Origin of the sequence: Streptomyces sp. NPDC047841 (genome assembly GCF_040704085.1) — a bacterium.
Lineage (GTDB): Bacteria > Actinomycetota > Actinomycetes > Streptomycetales > Streptomycetaceae > Streptomyces > Streptomyces argyrophylli.
Map to the genome: position 1 here is coordinate 1 of NZ_JBEYRP010000031.1, position 17,038 is coordinate 17,038.

The following is a 17,038-nucleotide window of genomic DNA, read 5'->3' on the forward strand; positions in this document are numbered from 1 at the left end:
TATCCCCCACCCGGCGCCTATACTCCCCCCCGCCCCCGCCCCCCGAGCCCCCCGCGGGGGCGGCGCCCCCCCCCCCGCGGGGGGCCGCCGGCGTGTCCGTGCCGCCGGGCGAGCCGGCCGGGGGCGGGTCCTCCGGGAGGCGGGTGCAACGGTCGGCGGGTGGCGCGCAACGATGTGCCGTTCCTCCCCGATGAACGCAATGATCATGCGGGAATACGCAAGGTTGCTGCATTACGCCCGTGAAGGCCCGCCTCATAGGGTGCTGCGCTAGTACGTGGCGTGGCGGGGACCCCGCTCGGTGGGTCCCTGCCTTCGCAGGCTCCGCCGGTTCCCGCCCACGAGGGCCGGCGCTCATGCCGGTCCGCCCGACCCCGGCAGCGATAAGGAGCCAGCGCGTGCTCGATCAAGGCGCACCCCCGCACAACCAGATACCGGCCGCCCCCGCGTCCCCGGGCGTCGCCGCGCGCCTCATGCGTCGCAAGCCCGTGGAACGCCTGGTCGCGGAGGGCGGCCACGGTGAGGGAGGGCAGCTTCGGCGCTCCCTCGGGCTGTGGCAGCTGACCATGATCAGCATCGGGGCCACCCTCGGCACCGGCATCTTCGTCGTCCTCGGCGACGCCGTGCCCAAGGCCGGTCCGGCGGTCACCCTCGCCTTCGTCATCGCCGGTCTCACGGCGCTGTTCTCAGCCCTGTCGTACGCCGAACTGGCCGGCAGCATCCCGGTCGCGGGCTCCTCCTACTCGTATGCGTACGCAACGCTGGGCGAACTGGTCGCCTGGGTCTGCGGCTGGTGTCTCGTGCTGGAGTACGGCGTCTCGGTGGCCGCGGTCGCCGTCGGCTGGGGCGAGTACCTGAACGAGCTGCTGGACGGCACCATCGGCGTCACCATCCCGGCCGCCCTGTCCTCCGCGCCGGGCGAGGGCGGCATCATCAACCTGCCGGCCCTGATCGTCGTCCTGCTGGCGATGGTGCTCCTGCTCGGTGGCGCGCGAGAGTCCGCGCGCGCCAACACGATCATGGTCTGTGTGAAGATCGCCGCGCTGGTGCTGTTCTGCGTGATCGGCGTCATGGGCTTCAAGTCCGGCAATTACGCCGACTTCATGCCGCTCGGCATGAGCGGGGTCAGCGCCGCCGGTGCCACGCTGTTCTTCTCCTACATCGGCTTCGACGCCGCCTCCACCGCCGGTGAGGAGGCGAAGGACCCCAAGCGGGACCTGCCGCGGGCGATCATGCTGTCGCTGATCATCGTGACCGCGCTGTACGTGCTCGTCGCGGCCGTCGCCGTGGGTGCCTGGAACTGGAAGAAGTTCGACGGTTCCGAGGCGTCCCTCGCCGGCATCATGAACGACGTCAGCGGACAGACCTTCTGGGGCACGCTGCTCGCGCTCGGCGCCGTCATCTCCATCGCCAGCGTGGTGCTCACCGTGCTCTACGGCCAGACCCGCATCCTCTTCGCGATGGCCCGCGACGGCCTGGTGCCGAAGGCGCTCGGCAAGATCCACCCGAAGACCGGCGCGCCCCGCCTCAACACGGTGCTCGTGTGCCTCTTCTGCGGAGCGCTCGCCGCCCTCATCCCGCTGGGCAAGCTCGTCGACGCCACCAGCATCGGCACGCTGTTCGCCTTCGGCCTGGTCAACATCGCGGTGATCGTGCTGCGGGTCAGGCGCCCGGAGCTGGAGCGCACGTTCAAGGTGCCGTTCGGCCCGGTCCTGCCGGTGCTGGGCTTCCTGTTCTGCGCGTACAACATGTCCAGCCTCGACACCGTCACCTGGGTGGTCTTCGGATGCTGGATGGCCGCCGGGCTCGTGTTCTACTTCCTCTACGGCTACCGCCGTTCCCGTCTCGCGACCGACGACGCCCTCGCGGTGACGGCAGAGAAGTGACCGGACCGAAGAAGTGAACGACCCCCTGTGCTGAACGATCTCGACGAACGCATCGTGCACGCCCTCGCCGAGGACGCCCGCCGCTCCTATGCGGACATCGGGCAGATGATCGGCCTGTCCGCGCCCGCGGTGAAGCGGCGCGTGGACCGGCTGCGGGCCACCGGAGCGATCACCGGATTCACCGTGCGGGTGGATCCGGCGGCGCTCGGCTGGGAGACCGAGGGCTTCATCGAGATCTACTGCCGGCGCAACACCTCGCCGGAGACGATCCAGCGGGGGCTGGAGCGGTACCAGGAGGTCGTGGCCGCGTCCACCGTCACCGGGGACGCGGACGCCGTCGCGCAGGTCTTCGCCTCCGACATGCGTCACTTCGAGCGGGTCCTGGAGCGGATCGCCGGGGAGCCGTTCGTGGAGCGGACCAAGTCGGTGCTGGTGCTGTCGCCGCTGCTCAGGAGGTTCTCCTCCGGGGCGCCGGGATAGGAGCGAAACCACGGCTCGGGGCGCCTTGTCGTCACCGGGTGCGGATCAGCGCCCTGAGGGGGCGCGGGGAACGGCGCGAGCACCCCGGACCACCCGCACCCGGCCGACGACGAGGCGCCCCGAGCCCTTTTCCGTGTTCCTCCCGTCACTCTCACCGGCGCCCGCGCAACGAATCGCCGCTCAGACGCCTGCCGGCGCAACGAATGCCGCACCGGCGCGCAACGGCTCCTCCTTGTCCGGCCGAGCGCGCCGAACATACCTTCTTTCTGGCCCCCCAAACCCCCCGTTCCGGTGAGGATCACGCATGCGCACCGCCCTGCTCCAGAGCTCCGGCCGCCCCGGCTCGGTCACCGAGAACCTCAAGGTCCTCGACGAGGCCGCGGGCCGGGCCGCCGCCGCGGGCGCCGGGCTGCTGGCCGCACCGGAGATGTTCCTCACCGGGTACGCGATCGGCGACGACATCGCCCGCCTCGCCGAGCCCGCCGACGGCGACTCCGCCGACGCGATCGCCGAGATCGCCACCCGGCACGGCCTCGCCCTCGCCTACGGCTACCCCGAGCGCGACGGCGACGCGGTCTTCAACTCCGCCCAGCTGATCTCCGCCGACGGCACCCGGCTCGCGAACTACCGGAAGACCCACCTCTTCGGCTGCTTCGAGCGCGACCACTTCACGCCGGGCGGGCAGCAGGTCGTCCAGGCCGAGCTGAACGGCCTCACCGTGGGCCTGCTGATCTGCTACGACGTCGAGTTCCCGGAGAACGTCCGGGCCCACGCCCTGGCCGGCACCGACCTCCTGGTCGTGCCGACCGCGCAGATGCACCCCTTCCAGTTCGTCGCCGAGTCGATGATCCCGGTGCGCGCCTTCGAGAACCAGATGTACGTCGCCTACGTCAACCGGGCCGGCCGGGAAGGCGAGTTCGAGTTCGTCGGCCTCTCCGTCCTCGCCGGTCCCGACGGTGTCGCCCGCGCCCGCGCCGGCCGTGCCGAGCAGCTGGTGCTCGCCGACGCCGACCCCGCCTTCCTGGCCGCCTCCCGCGAGCACAACCCGTACCTGAAGGACCGCCGCCCCGGTCTGTACGGGTCCCTCGTCTGACACCCGAGCTTTCCCCCGAACCACCCCGTGCAAGGAGTCCGTACCCCATGACGTCCACGGTGCCCAACGCCGTCGAGCACACCGACGAGCAGCAGCCGCCGATCACCATGTTCGGCCCGGACTTCCCTTACGCCTACGACGACTTCCTCGCCCACCCGGCGGGCCTCGGCCAGGTCCCGGCGACCGAGCACGGCACCGAGGTCGCGGTCATCGGCGGCGGCCTGTCCGGCATCGTGGCCGCGTACGAGCTGATGAAGATGGGCCTCAGGCCCGTCGTCTACGAGGCCGACCAGATCGGCGGCCGGCTCCGCACGGTCGGCTTCGAGGGCTGCGACGACTCGCTGACCGCCGAGATGGGCGCGATGCGCTTCCCGCCGTCCTCCACCGCGCTCCAGCACTACATCGACCTCGTCGGCCTGGAGACCAGGCCGTTCCCGAACCCCCTGGCCGAGGCGACCCCGTCCACCGTGGTCGACCTCAAGGGCGAGTCGCACTACGCCGAGACGATCGACGACCTGCCCCAGGTGTACCGAGACGTCGCCGACGCCTGGAACAGGTGCCTGGAGGAGGGCGCCGACTTCTCCGACATGAACCGCGCGATGCGCGAGCGGGACGTCCCGCGCATCCGCGAGATCTGGGCCGAGCTCGTCGAGAAGCTGGACAACCAGACCTTCTACGGGTTCCTCTGCGACTCCGACGCCTTCAAGTCCTTCCGGCACCGCGAGATCTTCGGCCAGGTAGGCTTCGGCACCGGCGGCTGGGACACCGACTTCCCGAACTCCATCCTGGAGATCCTCCGCGTCGTCTACACCGAGGCCGACGACCACCACCGCGGCATCGTCGGCGGCTCCCAGCAACTCCCGCTGCGGCTGTGGGAGCGCGAGCCGGAGAAGATCGTCCACTGGCCGTACGGGACGTCCCTGAAGTCGCTGCACGTGGACGGCGAGCCGAAGCCCGCCGTGACCCGGCTGCACCGCACCGCCGGCAACCAGATCACCGTCACCGACGCGAACGGCGACATCCGCACCTACAAGGCGGCGATCTTCACCGCCCAGTCCTGGATGCTGCTGTCCAAGATCGCCTGCGACGACTCGCTCTTCCCGATCGACCACTGGACCGCGATCGAGCGCACCCACTACATGGAGTCCAGCAAGCTGTTCGTGCCCGTGGACCGGCCCTTCTGGCTGGACAAGGCCGTCGACGACAGGGGAAATCCGACCGGCCGGGACGTCATGTCGATGACGCTCACCGACCGCATGACCCGCGGCACCTACCTGCTGGACGACGGCCCGGACAAGCCCGCCGTGATCTGCCTGTCCTACACCTGGTGCGACGACAGCCTGAAGTGGCTGCCGCTGTCCGCGAACGAGCGGATGGAGGTCATGCTGAAGTCGCTGGGCGAGATCTACCCGAAGGTCGACATCAGGAAGCACATCATCGGCAACCCGGTGACGGTCTCCTGGGAGAACGAGCCCTACTTCATGGGCGCGTTCAAGGCCAACCTGCCCGGTCACTACCGCTACCAGCGGCGCCTGTTCACGCACTTCATGCAGGACCGGCTGCCCGCGGACAAGCGGGGCATCTTCCTCGCCGGCGACGACATCTCCTGGACGGCCGGCTGGGCCGAGGGTGCCGTGCAGACGGCGCTGAACGCGGTCTGGGGCGTCATGCACCACTTCGGCGGCGAGACCGACGCGACGAACCCGGGCCCGGGTGACGTCTACGACGAGATCGCGCCGGTGGAGCTTCCCGAGGACTGACCCGGGGGACCGACCAGGGCGCGGGCGGCCGGCCACGGACTCCGGCCGCCCGCGCCTTCTCCACGCGCCGGAAGCTCAGCCGGCCAGTGGTGTCAGCAGCATCCGGCCCGCGAACCCCACCGCCGCGTCCAGCCGCTCGGTGAACTCCCCGGCCACGTCGCCGCAGTGCCGCAGCGCCCACAGGGCCCGGGCCGCCGCCCAGGTCGCGTCCCGGGCCCGCTCCAGGCTCCAGGAGCCCAGCAGATGGGTGAGCGGGTCGGCGATCTGGAACAGGTCGGGGCCCGGCATCAGATCCTCGCGGATGCGCTCCTCCAGCGACACCAGCAGATCGCCCACGCGGTCGAACTCGTCCTCCAGGTCGGCCGGTTCACAGCCGAGCGTGCGGCAGGCGTCGACCACGGCCAGGGCGAGGTCGTGCCCGATGTGCGCGTTGATGCCCGCCAGCGCGAACTGCAGCGGCCGTACGCCGGGGTGGCGGCGGAACTGGAACAGGGGCCGCCAGCAGGCGGGCGGGCGGCGGTCCGCGGCGGCCGCGTCCACCGCCGCCAGATAGCGCTCGGCGAACCGCACGTCCAGCGTGGTCGCCGCGCGCGGATCCGGGAACTCCCCGGCGTCCAGGCGCCGGTCGACCTCCTCGGTGACGGCGAGGTAGACCCGGTTGAACACGGCGACGCCGTCCCGCGGGGGCAGCGCCGCGTCCAGCGCGCGCATCCGGGCGACCACGGCGTCGACGGGGGCGGTGAGGTGTTCCAGCTGCACCATGGGGGAAGGGTCCCAGCCCGGGGCCGGCCGGCGTGCCGACCGGCCCGGTGCTTCGCCGGAACGGGGGAACGCCGGGCTACGGCTCGGCGCGCGTGCCGGCGTCCGTCCCGGTGTCGTAGGAGGACGTGCCCTCGTCCAGCAGCGGCCCCTGCTTCTTCAGGTGGGCAGGGGCGAAGGCGCGCAGCGCGTGGTAGCCGGTGATGACGACCAGCGTGCCGAGGGCGATGCCGCTGAGCGAGAAGGTGTCGGTGAACTTCATGGTGACGTTGCCGACGCCGATGATGATGCCCGCGGCGGCCGGGACCAGGTTCAGCGGATTGCGCAGGTCCACCTTGGCGTTGAGCCAGATCTGGGCGCCGAGCAGGCCGATCATGCCGTAGAGGATGACGGTGATGCCGCCGAGCACCCCGCCCGGGATCGCGGCCACGACCGCGCCGAACTTGGGGCAGACGCCGAAGAGCAGCGCGAAGCCGGCGGCGGCCCAGTAGGCGGCGGTGGAGTACACGCGGGTCGCGGCCATCACACCGATGTTCTCGGAGTAGGTGGTGTTGGGCGGGCCGCCGACGGCCGTCGACAGCATGGAGGCGACGCCGTCCGCCGAGATCGCCGTACCGAGCTTGTCGTCCAGCGGGTCGCCGGTCATCTCGCCGACCGCCTTGACGTGGCCCGCGTTCTCGGCGACCAGCGCGATGACGACCGGCAGCGCGACCAGGATCGCCGACCACTGGAAGGACGGGCCGTGGAAGGACGGCAGGCCGATCCAGTCGGCCTTGGAGACGCCGGAGAGGTCCAGGCGCCAGTGGTCGGTGACCTTGCCGCTCGCGTCCACCGAGTGGATCTTGCCGAAGACCCGGTCGGACGCCCAGGACAGGCCGTACCCGAACACGAGGCCCAGGAAGATCGCCACGCGGGACCAGAAACCGCGCAGACAGACCACCGCCAGTCCGGTGAAGAGCATCACCAGCAGGGCCGTCCACTGGTCCTGCGGCCAGTAGGTGGACGCGGTCACCGGGGCCAGGTTGAAGCCGATCAGCATGACGACGGCGCCGGTCACGATCGGCGGCATGGCCGCGTGGATGATCCGCGCCCCGAAGCGCTGCACGGCGAGGCCGACCAGGAAGAGCACGGCGCCGACGACGAGGATCGCGCCGGTCACGGTCGCGCTCGTACCGCCCTGGGCGCGGATGACGGCGGCCACGCCCACGAAGGACAGGGAGCAGCCGAGGTAGCTCGGCACCCGGCCCCGGGTGGCGAGCAGGAAGATCACGGTCGCCACGCCCGACATCATGATCGCCAGGTTGGGGTCAAGGCCCATGAGCACGGGGGCCACGAACGAGGCGCCGAACATCGCGACCACGTGCTGGGCGCCGAGGCCCACGGTGCGGGGCCAGGACAGCCGTTCGTCGGGGCGTACCACCGCTCCGGGCGCGGGCGTGCGCCCGTCACCGTGCAGCTTCCAGCGCACGCCGAGATCCATGAGGGGTTTCGCTTTCTCTGTACGTGAAGAGGTTCCGCACCATTGTCAGGGGTAGCCGGCGGCTCTACGCTCGCACGGTCCTCCTCATGAACTGCGTTCACATACCTGATCGGCTGATCGGGTCGAACGAAGATCGGAGTGCCTGAATGAGTGGAAGACCCCGTGCGGCCGCGCTCCTCACCGCGGTGGTGGCCTTCGGAGCCCTGCTCGTCCCCTCCGCCCACGCCGCGCCGGCCCCGTCCACGGCGGCTCCGCGGACCGCCGTCCTCGACGGCGTCCGCCTCCAGCGGACCCGGGCCCGCCTGCCCCACGACCCCCGGCTCCGGCGCGCCCTCGCGGACCTGACCGCCCGCGCCGACGCCTGGCTGGACCAGGGCCCCTGGACGGTCGTCGACAAGCCGAAGCCCGCCCCCGGCGGCGACGTCCACGACTACCTGAGCCAGGCCCCCTACTGGTGGCCCACGACCGCTCCCACCGCCGACAACCCCTGGGGCTGCCCGTACGTCCAGCGCGACGGCCGGCGCAATCCGGAGGTCGACAGCGGAACCGACCGGCAGGACGCGGAGAAGGTCTTCGACGCGTCGTACGACCTCTCGCTCGCCTGGTACTACACCGGCAGGCGCGGCTACGCCGAGAAGGCCGGGCAGATCCTGCGCACCTGGTTCCTCGACCCGGCCACCCGGATGAACCCCGGCCTGGACCACGCCCAGTTCATCCCGTGCAGGTACGACGGCCGGGCCATCGGCATCATCGACTTCTCGCAGTCCTACACCAGCGTCCTGGACGCACAGGCGATCCTCGCCACAGGCGCACCCGGCTGGACGGCCGCCGACCGCACCGCGATGACCCGGTGGAACAAGGACTTCCGCGACTGGCTGACGGACAGCGACTTCGGCCGGCAGGAGGGCGCGGCCGCCAACAACCACGGCACCTTCTACGACATGCAGCTCGCCGCCCTCGCCTACGCCACCGGCGACACCGCGCTCGCCCGGCGGACCGTGCTGGACGCGCGCGCCAGGCGGATCGACCCGCAGATCGCGGCCGACGGCAGCCAGCCCCAGGAGCTGACCCGCACCCGCAGCTGGCACTACTCGACCTTCGACCTGGTCGCCTACACCCGGCTCGCGGCCATCGGCCGGCACGTGGGAGTGGACCTGTGGGGCTACGCGGGACCGGACGGGCAGAGCCTGTCCAAGGCGGTCGGCTACCTGCTGCCCGCCGCGACCGGCGCCGCCGCCTGGCCGCACCCCGAGCTGGAGTTCCACCGCTACGCGGCGGCCGACGTGGTGCACGCCGCGGCCGACGCCGGTGACCCGTCGGCCAGGGCGGCCGTGCCCAAGCTGGAGGCGCCGCCCGGGGGAGACCTCTGGGCGCTGCGGCCCGCCGCCGAGCAGCTGGACTCGATAGCGGGCTGAACCCCCGCCGCCCCCGGGGGCTTCCCGGCCAGGCTCCTGAGCGGTCGCTTAGTATGGTGGCGTACGGGGGTGTCGCCACCCCAACGCGCTGCTCAGGAGCCCTTCCCGTGACCGCCGAAGCCCCGACCGCCCCCGCCGTCTCCTACGGCCGGCTGATCCCCGTCACCATCCACTTCGACGACCTCGACGCGCTCGGGCTGCTGCACAACGCCCGCTACCCGCTGATGGTCGAGCGCGCCTGGACCGAGCTGTGGAACGCGCACGGCGTCCGCTTCGACGGCGACTGGGCGGCGGCCGGCGACGCCTGCAACGCGGTCCGCGAACTGCGCATCGGCTACGAGGCGCCGGTCACCCGCCCCGGCACCTACGCCGTCCACCTCTGGCTGGAACGGCTCGGCACCACCGGGCTCACCTACGGCTTCCGGTTCTGCTCGGCCGACGGGACCGAGACCTACGCCCGGGGCACCCGGGTGCTGGTCCGGCTGGACGCGGCGACCCTGCGCCCCGCGCCCTGGAGCGAGACCTTCAGGGCCGTGGGTCGGGAACTGCTGCGGCCCGCCGGCTGACCTCGCCGCCGCCGCGCTCGGCGGTGCGCAGCACCCCCGCGCACACCGCGAGCCCGCACGCCAGCGCCGTCACCACCACGAACGACACCATCAGGCTGGTCGCCTGGGCCACCCCGCCGATCAGGCTCGGCGCGATCAGCCCCGAGGTGTAGGTGATGGTCGCCACGCCCGCGATGGCCTGGCTGGGGTTGGGGCCCGCGTGCCCGGCCGCCGCGAAGCACAGCGGTACGACCACCGCGATGCCGAGCCCCATCAGCGCGAACCCGGCCATCGCCACCAGCGGGTGCCCGGCGAGCACGACCAGCAGCCCGCCCAGCCCGGCCAGGACACCGCCGGCGCGCACCGTGCGGACCGCGCCGAACCGGTTCACCACCGCGTCCCCGGCGATCCGGGCCACCGCCATGGTCAGCATGAACCCGGTCGTGGAGGCCGCCGCCAGCCCGGCCGAACTGTCCAGCCGGTCCCGCAGGAACACCGCCGACCAGTCCAGGCTCGCGCCCTCCGCGAACACCGCGCAGAAACCGACCGCGCCGATCAGCAGGGCGGAGCGCGGCGGCAGCGCGAACCGCGGGGGCGGCTCCTCGTCCTCGGCGGGCTGGAGGTCCAGCACCCAGGTGCAGAACACCAGGCCGAGCAGGGTGAGGACGGCCGACGCCAGGGCGAAGTGCACGCGCGCGTCCGCGCCGAGATGCGCGGCGAGGGTGCCGGCCGCCGAGCCGATCAGGGCGCCCGCGCTCCACATGCCGTGCAGCCCCGACATGATCGACTTGCCGAGCCGCCGCTCGACCTCCACGCCGAGCGCGTTCATCGCGACATCGGCCATGCCCGCGCTCGCGCCGTAGACGAACATCGCCAGGCACAAGGTGACCAGGTTCGGCGCGACCGACGGCAGGATCAGGGACAGCGTCCACAGCGCGAGCAGCCCGCGCAGGGCCGCGCGGCTGCCGAAACGGTGGGTGATCCCGCCCGCCAGCGGCATCGCGCACGAGGCGCCGAGCGCCGTGAAGGCCAGGGCGAACCCCAACTGGCCCGCACCGAGCGAGGTGTGGTCCTGGACCCAGGGCACACGCGTCGCGAACGAGCCGGTCACGGCGCCGTGCACGGCGAAGACGGCCGCCACGGCGTACCGGGCGCGCCTGACCTCGTCGCCCGCACGCGTCACGTCACTCATGATCCTGTTCCCCTCCCCGGGAGTGCCCGGCCCCGTAGGCGCCGCCCCAGTGCGACGCGCCGTAAACTATCAGGAACCCTGCCTGATAGATAGCGGACATCAAGCCTGGCCACGCCACGCGATCTGGGAGGATTCCCGTCATGCCTGCCTCACCCAGCACCGCCCGGGCCCTCAACGACCGGCTGGCCTTGCGGCTGTTGCAGCAGGAAGGCCCGCTCACGGCGGGGCAGTTGAAGCAGCTGACCGGTCTGTCCCGGCCCACGGTCGCCGACCTGGTCGACCGGCTGACGGCCTCGGGGCTGATCACGGTGGTCGGCGAGACCGGCGAGCAGCGCCGGGGCCCCAACGCCCGGCTCTACGGCATCGTCGCCGACCGCGCCCATCTCGCCGCGCTCGACGTCCGCACCGAGGGCGTCTTCGTCCTCGTCTCCGACCTGGTCGGACGGGTGCTCGCCGAGGCGTCCGTGCCGATCGGCCCCGATGCCGGGACCGGGCCCGCCGTGGAGCAGGCGGTCGCGGCGGTGGAGAGCGCGGCGAAGGAGGCCGGCGCCGACCGGCTGCACACCGTCGGCATCGGCGCGCCGGGCCTGATCGACCCGGCCACCGGGGACCTCCGCGACTCGGCCGGGCTGCCCGCCTGGCACCGCAGCCTGGCCGCCACCCTCCACGACCGGCTGCCCGGCGCGCGGGTGACCGTCGAGAACGAGACCAACCTGGCCGCCCTGGCCGAACAGCGCGAGGGCGCCGCGCGCGACCGGGACACCTTCGTCCTGCTCTGGCTCGGCCACGGTGTCGGCGCCGCGGTCGTCCTGGACGGCAGCCTGCGCCGCGGGGCCTCCGGCGGCACCGGCGAGATCGGCTTCCTGCCGGTCCCGGGAACCCCCACCCTGCCCTCGGGGACCGACTGCGCCGGCGGCTTCCACTCCCTCACCGGCGCGGCGGCGGTCGCGTCCCTGGCCACCGAGTGCGGCCTGCCGACCCCTGCCGCACCGGACGGCCCCGGGGCGGCGGAGGCGGTGCGGGCCGCGGTGGCGCAGGTCGGGAAGGCGGGGGAGGCGGTGCCGATGGCGGTGCCGGGCGGGGTGATGCCTGTGGCGGGGCGGAGTGGGGCAGTGCTCGCGGCGCGGCCGGGGGACGTGGATGTGCAGCGGCCGAACGCCTCGGGGGAGAGGCCTAGGGCGGGGCGTGCGGACGCCGAGCCGGACCCCGCCGCCCGTTTCCTCCGTGTCCTCGCGGACCGGATCGCCGTCGGCGCCGCATCCGTGGTGGCCGTTCTGGACCCCGGCTGCGTGGTGCTCGGCGGGGAGGTCGGCCAGGCCGGGGGCGCGATGCTGGCCGGGCTGGTGGAGGAGCGGCTGCGCCGGATGTCGCCGCTGGTCACCGAGGTGCGGGCGAGCAGCCTCGGCGGGACGGCCGTACTCCGCGGCGCGCTCCTCACCGCCCGGGAACGGGCCCAGGACGAACTGTTCGCGCCCCCCGAGCGCCCGGGCCGCTGACACTCCGGAGGGCTCCCGGCCGAGCCGCTCGACGGTGACGAAGCGCCAGGACAGGCCCATGTCCGTCAGCGGGTCGTGGAGTTGGCCCCAGGGGGCTCGTGCGCTGCCCGTACCCGGCGCGGTGGCGGCCCGGCGGCGGGCAAGGGCCGTCGTCACCGCCGCCGGGCCCGACCGCACCCTAAAAGGACTAGACCAGTGCGGTCAATGGTCCGTACCTGGTCAACGCTCCTCGCGTGACCGCCAGTTGGCGAGGGTGGCCGCGCCGCGCAAGGGCGGCGGCACGCACTGTGAGCGACCCCACATCCGTCACTCACATGGACGCGTGCCGGTCGTGGCACACTGGCCCTGTACCAGAAGCAGCGCACTCCGGGGTCGGTGAAAGTCCGAACCGGCGGTTACAGTCCGCGACCCGGTCGCTTCCAGCGGCCGGTTGACCAGGTGAAATTCCTGGACCGACGGTTAAAGTCCGGATGGGAGGCAGTGCGCGGCGGGCGGGCATGCGTCTTCCGTGTGCGCGCCGCCGTACCCGGACGCGTCCGTGCGTGGACGCGTTCCTGTCGGCGACGCCCCCGGTGTGTGCTCATCCGTCCCTTTCTGTCGTCATCGACAGGCCCCGGAGTCCGTGCCCGAAGAGGCAGGAGGACCCGGGAAGTGTTCACCGGAATCGTCGAAGAACTGGGTGAAGTCACCGCCGTCGAGAACCTCGGCGACTCCTCCCGCTTCCGGCTCCGCGGCCCCGTCGTGACCGAGGGCGCACGCCACGGCGACTCCATCGCCGTGAACGGGGTCTGTCTCACCGTCGTCGAGCACGAGGGCGACGAATTCACCGCCGACGTCATGGCCGAGACGCTCAAGCGCTCCAGCCTGGGCGCGCTCACCCTCGGCTCCCGCGTCAACCTGGAGCGCCCCACCGCCGTCGGCGCCCGCCTCGGCGGACACATCGTGCAGGGACACGTGGACGGCACCGGCGAGATCCTGGCCCGCACGCCCTCCGAGAACTGGGAGATCGTGAAGGTCTCCCTCCCCGCGGACCTCTCCCGCTACGTCGTGGAGAAGGGCTCCATCACCGTCGACGGCATCAGCCTCACCGTCGTGGAGGCCGGCCCCGACTACTTCACCGTCAGCCTCATCCCGACCACCCTCGCCCTGACCACGCTCGGTGTGAAGCAGCCCGGCGACCCGGTCAACCTCGAAGTCGACGTCATCGCCAAGTACGTGGAGCGGCTGCTCGCGGGCGGACAGGGGGCCGGCAGGTGAACTGGTTGAACTCCGAGGCGTTCACCCTCTTCGGCCAGCACATCATCTGGTCCGACATGACCGGCAACATCCTGGGCCTGATCACCCTCGCCCTCGGCTGGCGCCGCTCCCTGTGGACCTGGCCCGTGCAGTTCCTGTCCGGCCTCGTCCTGTTCGGCGCCTTCTACGGCCACCTGACCGGCAGCGCCGGCAAGCAGGTCGTCGTCATGGCCGTGGCGCTGTACGGCTGGTGGCAGTGGCAGCGGACCAAGGACCGTGCGGGCGACGGCCACATCGCCCCCCGCTTCGCCACCTGGCGGGAGCGCGCCGCCATGCTCGCCGCGGCCGCCGCCGGCACGGTCGCCGTCGCCCTGCTCTTCACGGCCTACCCGAAGCTCTCCTGGGACCCCTGGCCCGACGCCTACATCTTCGTCGGCACCGTCGTCGCGATGTACGCGCAGGCCAAGGGCATGGTCGAGTTCTGGATCGCCTGGCTGCTCGTCGACGCCGTCGGCGTCCCCCTCAACTTCGCCAACGGCTACGCCTTCTCCGGCTTCGTCTACGTCATCTACGGCGCACTCGTCCTGTGGGGCATGCGCGACTGGTGGCTGCGCTCCCGCCGGGGCCCGCAGCCCGCACTGGAAGGAGCCCCGGCATGACCTCGGCACCGCCGCTGTACGACACCGACGACACCGACGACATCGAGAACTTCGCCCTCGACCCGGTCGAACGGGCCATCGCCGACATCGCGGCGGGCCGCCCGGTGGTCGTCGTGGACGACGAGGACCGGGAGAACGAGGGCGACCTCGTCATCGCCGCCGAGAAGGCGACCCCCGAGATCGTCGCCTTCATGATGAGCGAATGCCGGGGCCTGATCTGCGCGCCCATGGAGGGCGAGGAGCTGGACCGGCTGCGGCTGCCGCAGATGGTCCAGGACAACACCGAGTCGATGAAGACCGCGTTCACCATCTCGGTGGACGCCTCCGCCGCCCACGGCGTGACCACCGGCATCTCGGCCGCCGACCGCGCGACGACGCTCCAGCTGCTGGCGAGCGGCACGGCGGAACCCACCGACCTCGTCCGCCCCGGCCACGTGTTCCCGCTGCGCGCCCGGCCCGGCGGCGTCCTCGTGCGCAACGGCCACACCGAGGCCGCCGTCGACCTCGCACGGCTCGCGGGGCTCCGCCCGGCCGGCGCCATCGTGGAGATCGCCGGCGAGGACGGCCGGATGCTGCGGCTGCCCGAACTGATCCCGTTCGCCCGCAAGCACGGCCTGACGATCATCTCCATCGCGGACCTGATCGCCTACCGCCGCGGCAGCGAGCCCACCGTCCGCCGCGAGGCCGAGACCCGTCTGCCCACCCGGCACGGCACCTTCACCGCCTACGGCTACCGGTCCACCGCCGACGGCGTCGAACACGTCGCCCTCGTCCACGGCGAGATCGGCGACGGCGAGGACGTCCTGGTCCGCGTCCACTCCGAATGCCTCACCGGCGACGTCTTCGGCTCGCTGCGCTGCGACTGCGGCCCCCAGCTGGACACCGCCCTGGAACGCATCCAGGCCGAGGGCCGGGGCGTCGTCGTCTACCTGCGCGGACACGAGGGACGCGGCATCGGCCTGCTGTCCAAGCTGCGCGCCTACGCGCTCCAGGAACAGGGCCACGACACCCTGGACGCCAACCTGGAACTCGGCCTGCCCGCCGACGCCCGCGACTACGGCGCCGGCGCGCGGATCCTCGCCGACCTCGGCGTCCGGGGCGTCCGGCTGATGACCAACAACCCCGAGAAGACCGAGGCGCTGCTGCGCCACGGCCTGAAGGTCACCGGCCGCGAGCCGATGCCCGTCCAGGCCGGCGAGCACAACCTCCGGTACCTGCGCACCAAGCGGGACCGGATGGGGCACGACCTGCCCTGGCTCGACACGCCCGCCGTGTCGGCTCCGGTGGCCGCGTCCGCGACCACCTGCGGCAACCAGTAAGCACGAAAGCACTGAGGAGAGACGTGAGCGGCAAGGGTGCACCGGAACTGTCCGTACGCAATGTGAGCGACCTCCGGGTCGCCGTCATCGCGGCGCAGTGGCACGAGCAGGTGATGGACGGTCTGGTGAACGGCGCCCTGCGCGCCCTGAGCGACCTGGGCATCGACGAGCCGACCCTGATCCGGGTCCCCGGCAGCTTCGAGCTGCCGGTCGCCGCCAAGGTCCTCGCGGGCCGCGGCTACGACGCCGTGGTCGCCCTCGGCGTCGTCATCCGGGGCGGCACCCCGCACTTCGACTACGTGTGCCAGGGCGTCACCCAGGGCCTCACCCAGGTGTCCGTCGAGACCGGCGTGCCCGTCGGCTTCGGCGTGCTCACCTGCGACACCGAGGAACAGGCCCTGGACCGGGCCGGACTGGAGGGCTCGAACGAGGACAAGGGCCACGAGGCGGTGACCGCCGCCGTCGCGACCGCGGCCACGCTCCGCTCGGTATCCGAACCCTGGCACTGAGGAGCGGACCCGACCGCGTAGGGTGGGCAGCACCATGTCCAAGAAGACGTTCGAGGAGCTCTTCACCGAGCTCCAGCACAAGGCCGCCCACGGCGATCCCGCCACCTCCCGCACCGCTGAGCTGGTCGGCAAGGGCGTCCATGCCATCGGCAAGAAGGTCGTCGAGGAGGCCGCCGAGGTCTGGATGGCCGCCGAGTACGAGGGCAAGGAGGCGGCTGCCGAGGAGATCTCGCAGCTGCTGTACCACGTCCAGGTGATGATGGTCGCCCGCGGGATCTCCCTGGACGACGTCTACGCCCACCTCTGAGCCGCCCGCCGCACACAGCCGTGGAAAACCCCTTCACACAAAGGAAGCCGACCTCATGCTGCGCATCGCCGTCCCCAACAAGGGTTCACTGTCCGGCCCTGCGGCGGAGATGCTGCATGAGGCCGGCTACCAGCAGCGCCGCGAGTCCAAGGAGCTGCGCATCGTCGACCCGGAGAACGAGGTCGAGTTCTTCTACCTCCGTCCCCGGGACATCGCGATCTACGTCTCCTCCGGCCGCCTCGACATCGGCATCACCGGCCGTGACCTGCTGATCGACTCCGGCGCCGACGCCGAGGAGATCCTGCCGCTCGGCTTCGCCCGCTCCACCTTCCGCTTCGCCGCCAAGCCCGGCACGGCCGACGGCATCGAGGATCTCAAGGGCAAGACGGTCGCCACCTCGTACGAGGGCATCGTCGACAGGCACCTGGCGGACCGCGGGGTCGACGCCTCCGTCGTCCACCTGGACGGCGCCGTGGAGACCGCGATCGAACTGGGTGTCGCCGAGGTCATCGCCGACGTCGTCGAGACCGGCACCAGCCTGCGCAACGCGGGCCTGGAGGTCTTCGGCGAGCCCATCATGAAGTCCGAGGCGATCGTCATCCGCCGCACCGGCGCCGACGCCGACGAACCGAAGGTCCAGCAGTTCCTGCGCCGCCTCCAGGGCGTCCTGGTGGCCCGCACGTACGTGATGATGGACTACGACTGCCGGGTCGAACAGCTGGAGAAGGCCGTCGCGCTCACCCCCGGCCTGGAGTCCCCGACCGTCTCCCCGCTGCACAACGAGGGCTGGGTCGCGGTCCGCGCCATGGTCCCCGCCAAGGAGGCCCAGCGGATCATGGACGACCTCTACGCCATCGGCGCCCGCGCCATCCTGACCACGGCCATCCACGCCTGCCGCCTGTAAG

Annotated in this window: 16 protein-coding genes and 1 riboswitch; of the genes, 13 read left to right on the plus strand and 3 right to left on the minus strand. The window is 72.0% G+C overall.

Translation table 11 applies throughout. The features are described 5' to 3' along the window. Positions 1–395: 395 nt before the first annotated feature. The 4 genes from AB0947_RS35615 to AB0947_RS35630 all read left to right on the plus strand — a co-directional run bounded on the left by AB0947_RS35615 (position 396) and on the right by AB0947_RS35630 (position 5,216). A complete protein-coding gene (locus AB0947_RS35615; protein WP_366754525.1) occupies positions 396–1,883 on the plus strand; it encodes an amino acid permease in 1,488 nt (495 codons plus the stop codon). Between the two features lie 27 nt (positions 1,884–1,910). Further along, positions 1,911–2,363 (plus strand): Lrp/AsnC family transcriptional regulator, encoded by a 453-nt coding sequence (locus AB0947_RS35620; protein ID WP_366754526.1) that lies wholly within the window; start codon positions 1,911–1,913, stop codon positions 2,361–2,363. Positions 2,364–2,667: 304 nt separating this feature from the next. Beyond that, positions 2,668–3,456 (plus strand): carbon-nitrogen hydrolase family protein, encoded by a 789-nt coding sequence (locus AB0947_RS35625; RefSeq protein WP_366754527.1) that lies wholly within the window; start codon positions 2,668–2,670, stop codon positions 3,454–3,456. Positions 3,457–3,503: 47 nt separating this feature from the next. After that, positions 3,504–5,216: an NAD(P)/FAD-dependent oxidoreductase gene (locus tag AB0947_RS35630; protein ID WP_366754528.1), complete on the plus strand. Its 1,713-nt coding sequence runs from the start codon at positions 3,504–3,506 to the stop codon at positions 5,214–5,216. 75 nt (positions 5,217–5,291) lie between these two features. Here AB0947_RS35630 and AB0947_RS35635 read toward each other — a convergent pair whose 3' ends face one another. Then, a complete protein-coding gene (locus AB0947_RS35635) occupies positions 5,292–5,978 on the minus strand; it encodes a DUF5995 family protein (RefSeq protein ID WP_366754529.1) in 687 nt (228 codons plus the stop codon). A 76-nt stretch (positions 5,979–6,054) separates the two neighbouring features. Next, on the minus strand, positions 6,055–7,455 hold the full coding sequence (locus tag AB0947_RS35640; RefSeq protein WP_366754530.1) for a solute carrier family 23 protein: 1,401 nt from the start codon (positions 7,453–7,455) through the stop codon (positions 6,055–6,057). Between the two features lie 146 nt (positions 7,456–7,601). Here AB0947_RS35640 and AB0947_RS35645 point away from each other — a divergent pair, with 146 nt between their 5' ends. Together AB0947_RS35645 and AB0947_RS35650 are read left to right on the plus strand one after the other, a co-directional pair. Beyond that, positions 7,602–8,870 (plus strand): alginate lyase family protein, encoded by a 1,269-nt coding sequence (locus AB0947_RS35645; RefSeq protein WP_366754531.1) that lies wholly within the window; start codon positions 7,602–7,604, stop codon positions 8,868–8,870. A 107-nt stretch (positions 8,871–8,977) separates the two neighbouring features. Then, positions 8,978–9,436, plus strand: a complete 459-nt coding sequence (locus AB0947_RS35650; RefSeq protein WP_366754532.1) for a thioesterase family protein — start codon at positions 8,978–8,980, stop codon at positions 9,434–9,436. Here AB0947_RS35650 and AB0947_RS35655 read toward each other — a convergent pair. After that, positions 9,396–10,607, minus strand: coding sequence for an MFS transporter (locus AB0947_RS35655; protein WP_366754533.1), 1,212 nt, complete (start codon positions 10,605–10,607; stop codon positions 9,396–9,398). The genes AB0947_RS35650 and AB0947_RS35655 overlap by 41 nt on opposite strands. 140 nt (positions 10,608–10,747) lie before the next feature. On the opposite strand from AB0947_RS35655, the gene AB0947_RS35660 reads away from it, so the two are divergent. The 7 genes from AB0947_RS35660 to hisG all read left to right on the plus strand — a co-directional run bounded on the left by AB0947_RS35660 (position 10,748) and on the right by hisG (position 17,037). Next, positions 10,748–12,103, plus strand: a complete 1,356-nt coding sequence (locus tag AB0947_RS35660) for an ROK family transcriptional regulator (RefSeq protein WP_366754534.1) — start codon at positions 10,748–10,750, stop codon at positions 12,101–12,103. Between the two features lie 357 nt (positions 12,104–12,460). Further along, positions 12,461–12,591: riboswitch (FMN riboswitch) on the plus strand. Between the two features lie 163 nt (positions 12,592–12,754). Beyond that, positions 12,755–13,360 carry a riboflavin synthase gene (locus AB0947_RS35665; RefSeq protein ID WP_366754535.1) on the plus strand — a complete coding sequence of 202 codons (606 nt, stop codon included), beginning with the start codon at positions 12,755–12,757 and terminating at the stop codon, positions 13,358–13,360. Further along, positions 13,357–13,998 carry a nicotinamide mononucleotide transporter family protein gene (locus AB0947_RS35670; RefSeq protein ID WP_366754536.1) on the plus strand — a complete coding sequence of 214 codons (642 nt, stop codon included), beginning with the start codon at positions 13,357–13,359 and terminating at the stop codon, positions 13,996–13,998. Before AB0947_RS35665 ends, AB0947_RS35670 begins: the two co-directional genes overlap by 4 nt. Next, positions 13,995–15,317, plus strand: a complete 1,323-nt coding sequence (locus AB0947_RS35675; protein WP_366754537.1) for a bifunctional 3,4-dihydroxy-2-butanone-4-phosphate synthase/GTP cyclohydrolase II — start codon at positions 13,995–13,997, stop codon at positions 15,315–15,317. The genes AB0947_RS35670 and AB0947_RS35675 overlap by 4 nt, the downstream gene beginning before the upstream one ends. A gap of 23 nt (positions 15,318–15,340) precedes the next feature. After that, positions 15,341–15,826, plus strand: a complete 486-nt coding sequence (ribH, locus tag AB0947_RS35680; protein WP_132786606.1) for a 6,7-dimethyl-8-ribityllumazine synthase — start codon at positions 15,341–15,343, stop codon at positions 15,824–15,826. Positions 15,827–15,860: 34 nt separating this feature from the next. Further along, entirely contained in the window at positions 15,861–16,133 is a 273-nt protein-coding gene (locus tag AB0947_RS35685) for a phosphoribosyl-ATP diphosphatase (RefSeq protein WP_007491392.1), read from the plus strand. A gap of 55 nt (positions 16,134–16,188) precedes the next feature. After that, positions 16,189–17,037, plus strand: a complete 849-nt coding sequence (hisG, locus tag AB0947_RS35690) for an ATP phosphoribosyltransferase (protein WP_366754538.1) — start codon at positions 16,189–16,191, stop codon at positions 17,035–17,037. Position 17,038 lies beyond the last annotated feature (1 nt).

Bases quoted from the DNA above. Each gene is read 5' to 3' on its own strand.
- AB0947_RS35655 (WP_366754533.1), bottom strand. From the start codon at position 10,607: ATGAGTGACGTGACGCGTGCGGGCGACGAGGTCAGGCGCGCCCGGTAC.
- AB0947_RS35660 (WP_366754534.1), top strand. From the start codon at position 10,748: ATGCCTGCCTCACCCAGCACCGCCCGGGCCCTCAACGACCGGCTGGCC.
- AB0947_RS35685 (WP_007491392.1), top strand. From the start codon at position 15,861: ATGTCCAAGAAGACGTTCGAGGAGCTCTTCACCGAGCTCCAGCACAAG.
- hisG (WP_366754538.1), top strand. From the start codon at position 16,189: ATGCTGCGCATCGCCGTCCCCAACAAGGGTTCACTGTCCGGCCCTGCG.
- AB0947_RS35640 (WP_366754530.1), bottom strand. From the start codon at position 7,455: ATGGATCTCGGCGTGCGCTGGAAGCTGCACGGTGACGGGCGCACGCCC.
- AB0947_RS35625 (WP_366754527.1), top strand. From the start codon at position 2,668: ATGCGCACCGCCCTGCTCCAGAGCTCCGGCCGCCCCGGCTCGGTCACC.
- AB0947_RS35645 (WP_366754531.1), top strand. From the start codon at position 7,602: ATGAGTGGAAGACCCCGTGCGGCCGCGCTCCTCACCGCGGTGGTGGCC.
- AB0947_RS35630 (WP_366754528.1), top strand. From the start codon at position 3,504: ATGACGTCCACGGTGCCCAACGCCGTCGAGCACACCGACGAGCAGCAG.
- AB0947_RS35635 (WP_366754529.1), bottom strand. From the start codon at position 5,978: ATGGTGCAGCTGGAACACCTCACCGCCCCCGTCGACGCCGTGGTCGCC.
- AB0947_RS35675 (WP_366754537.1), top strand. From the start codon at position 13,995: ATGACCTCGGCACCGCCGCTGTACGACACCGACGACACCGACGACATC.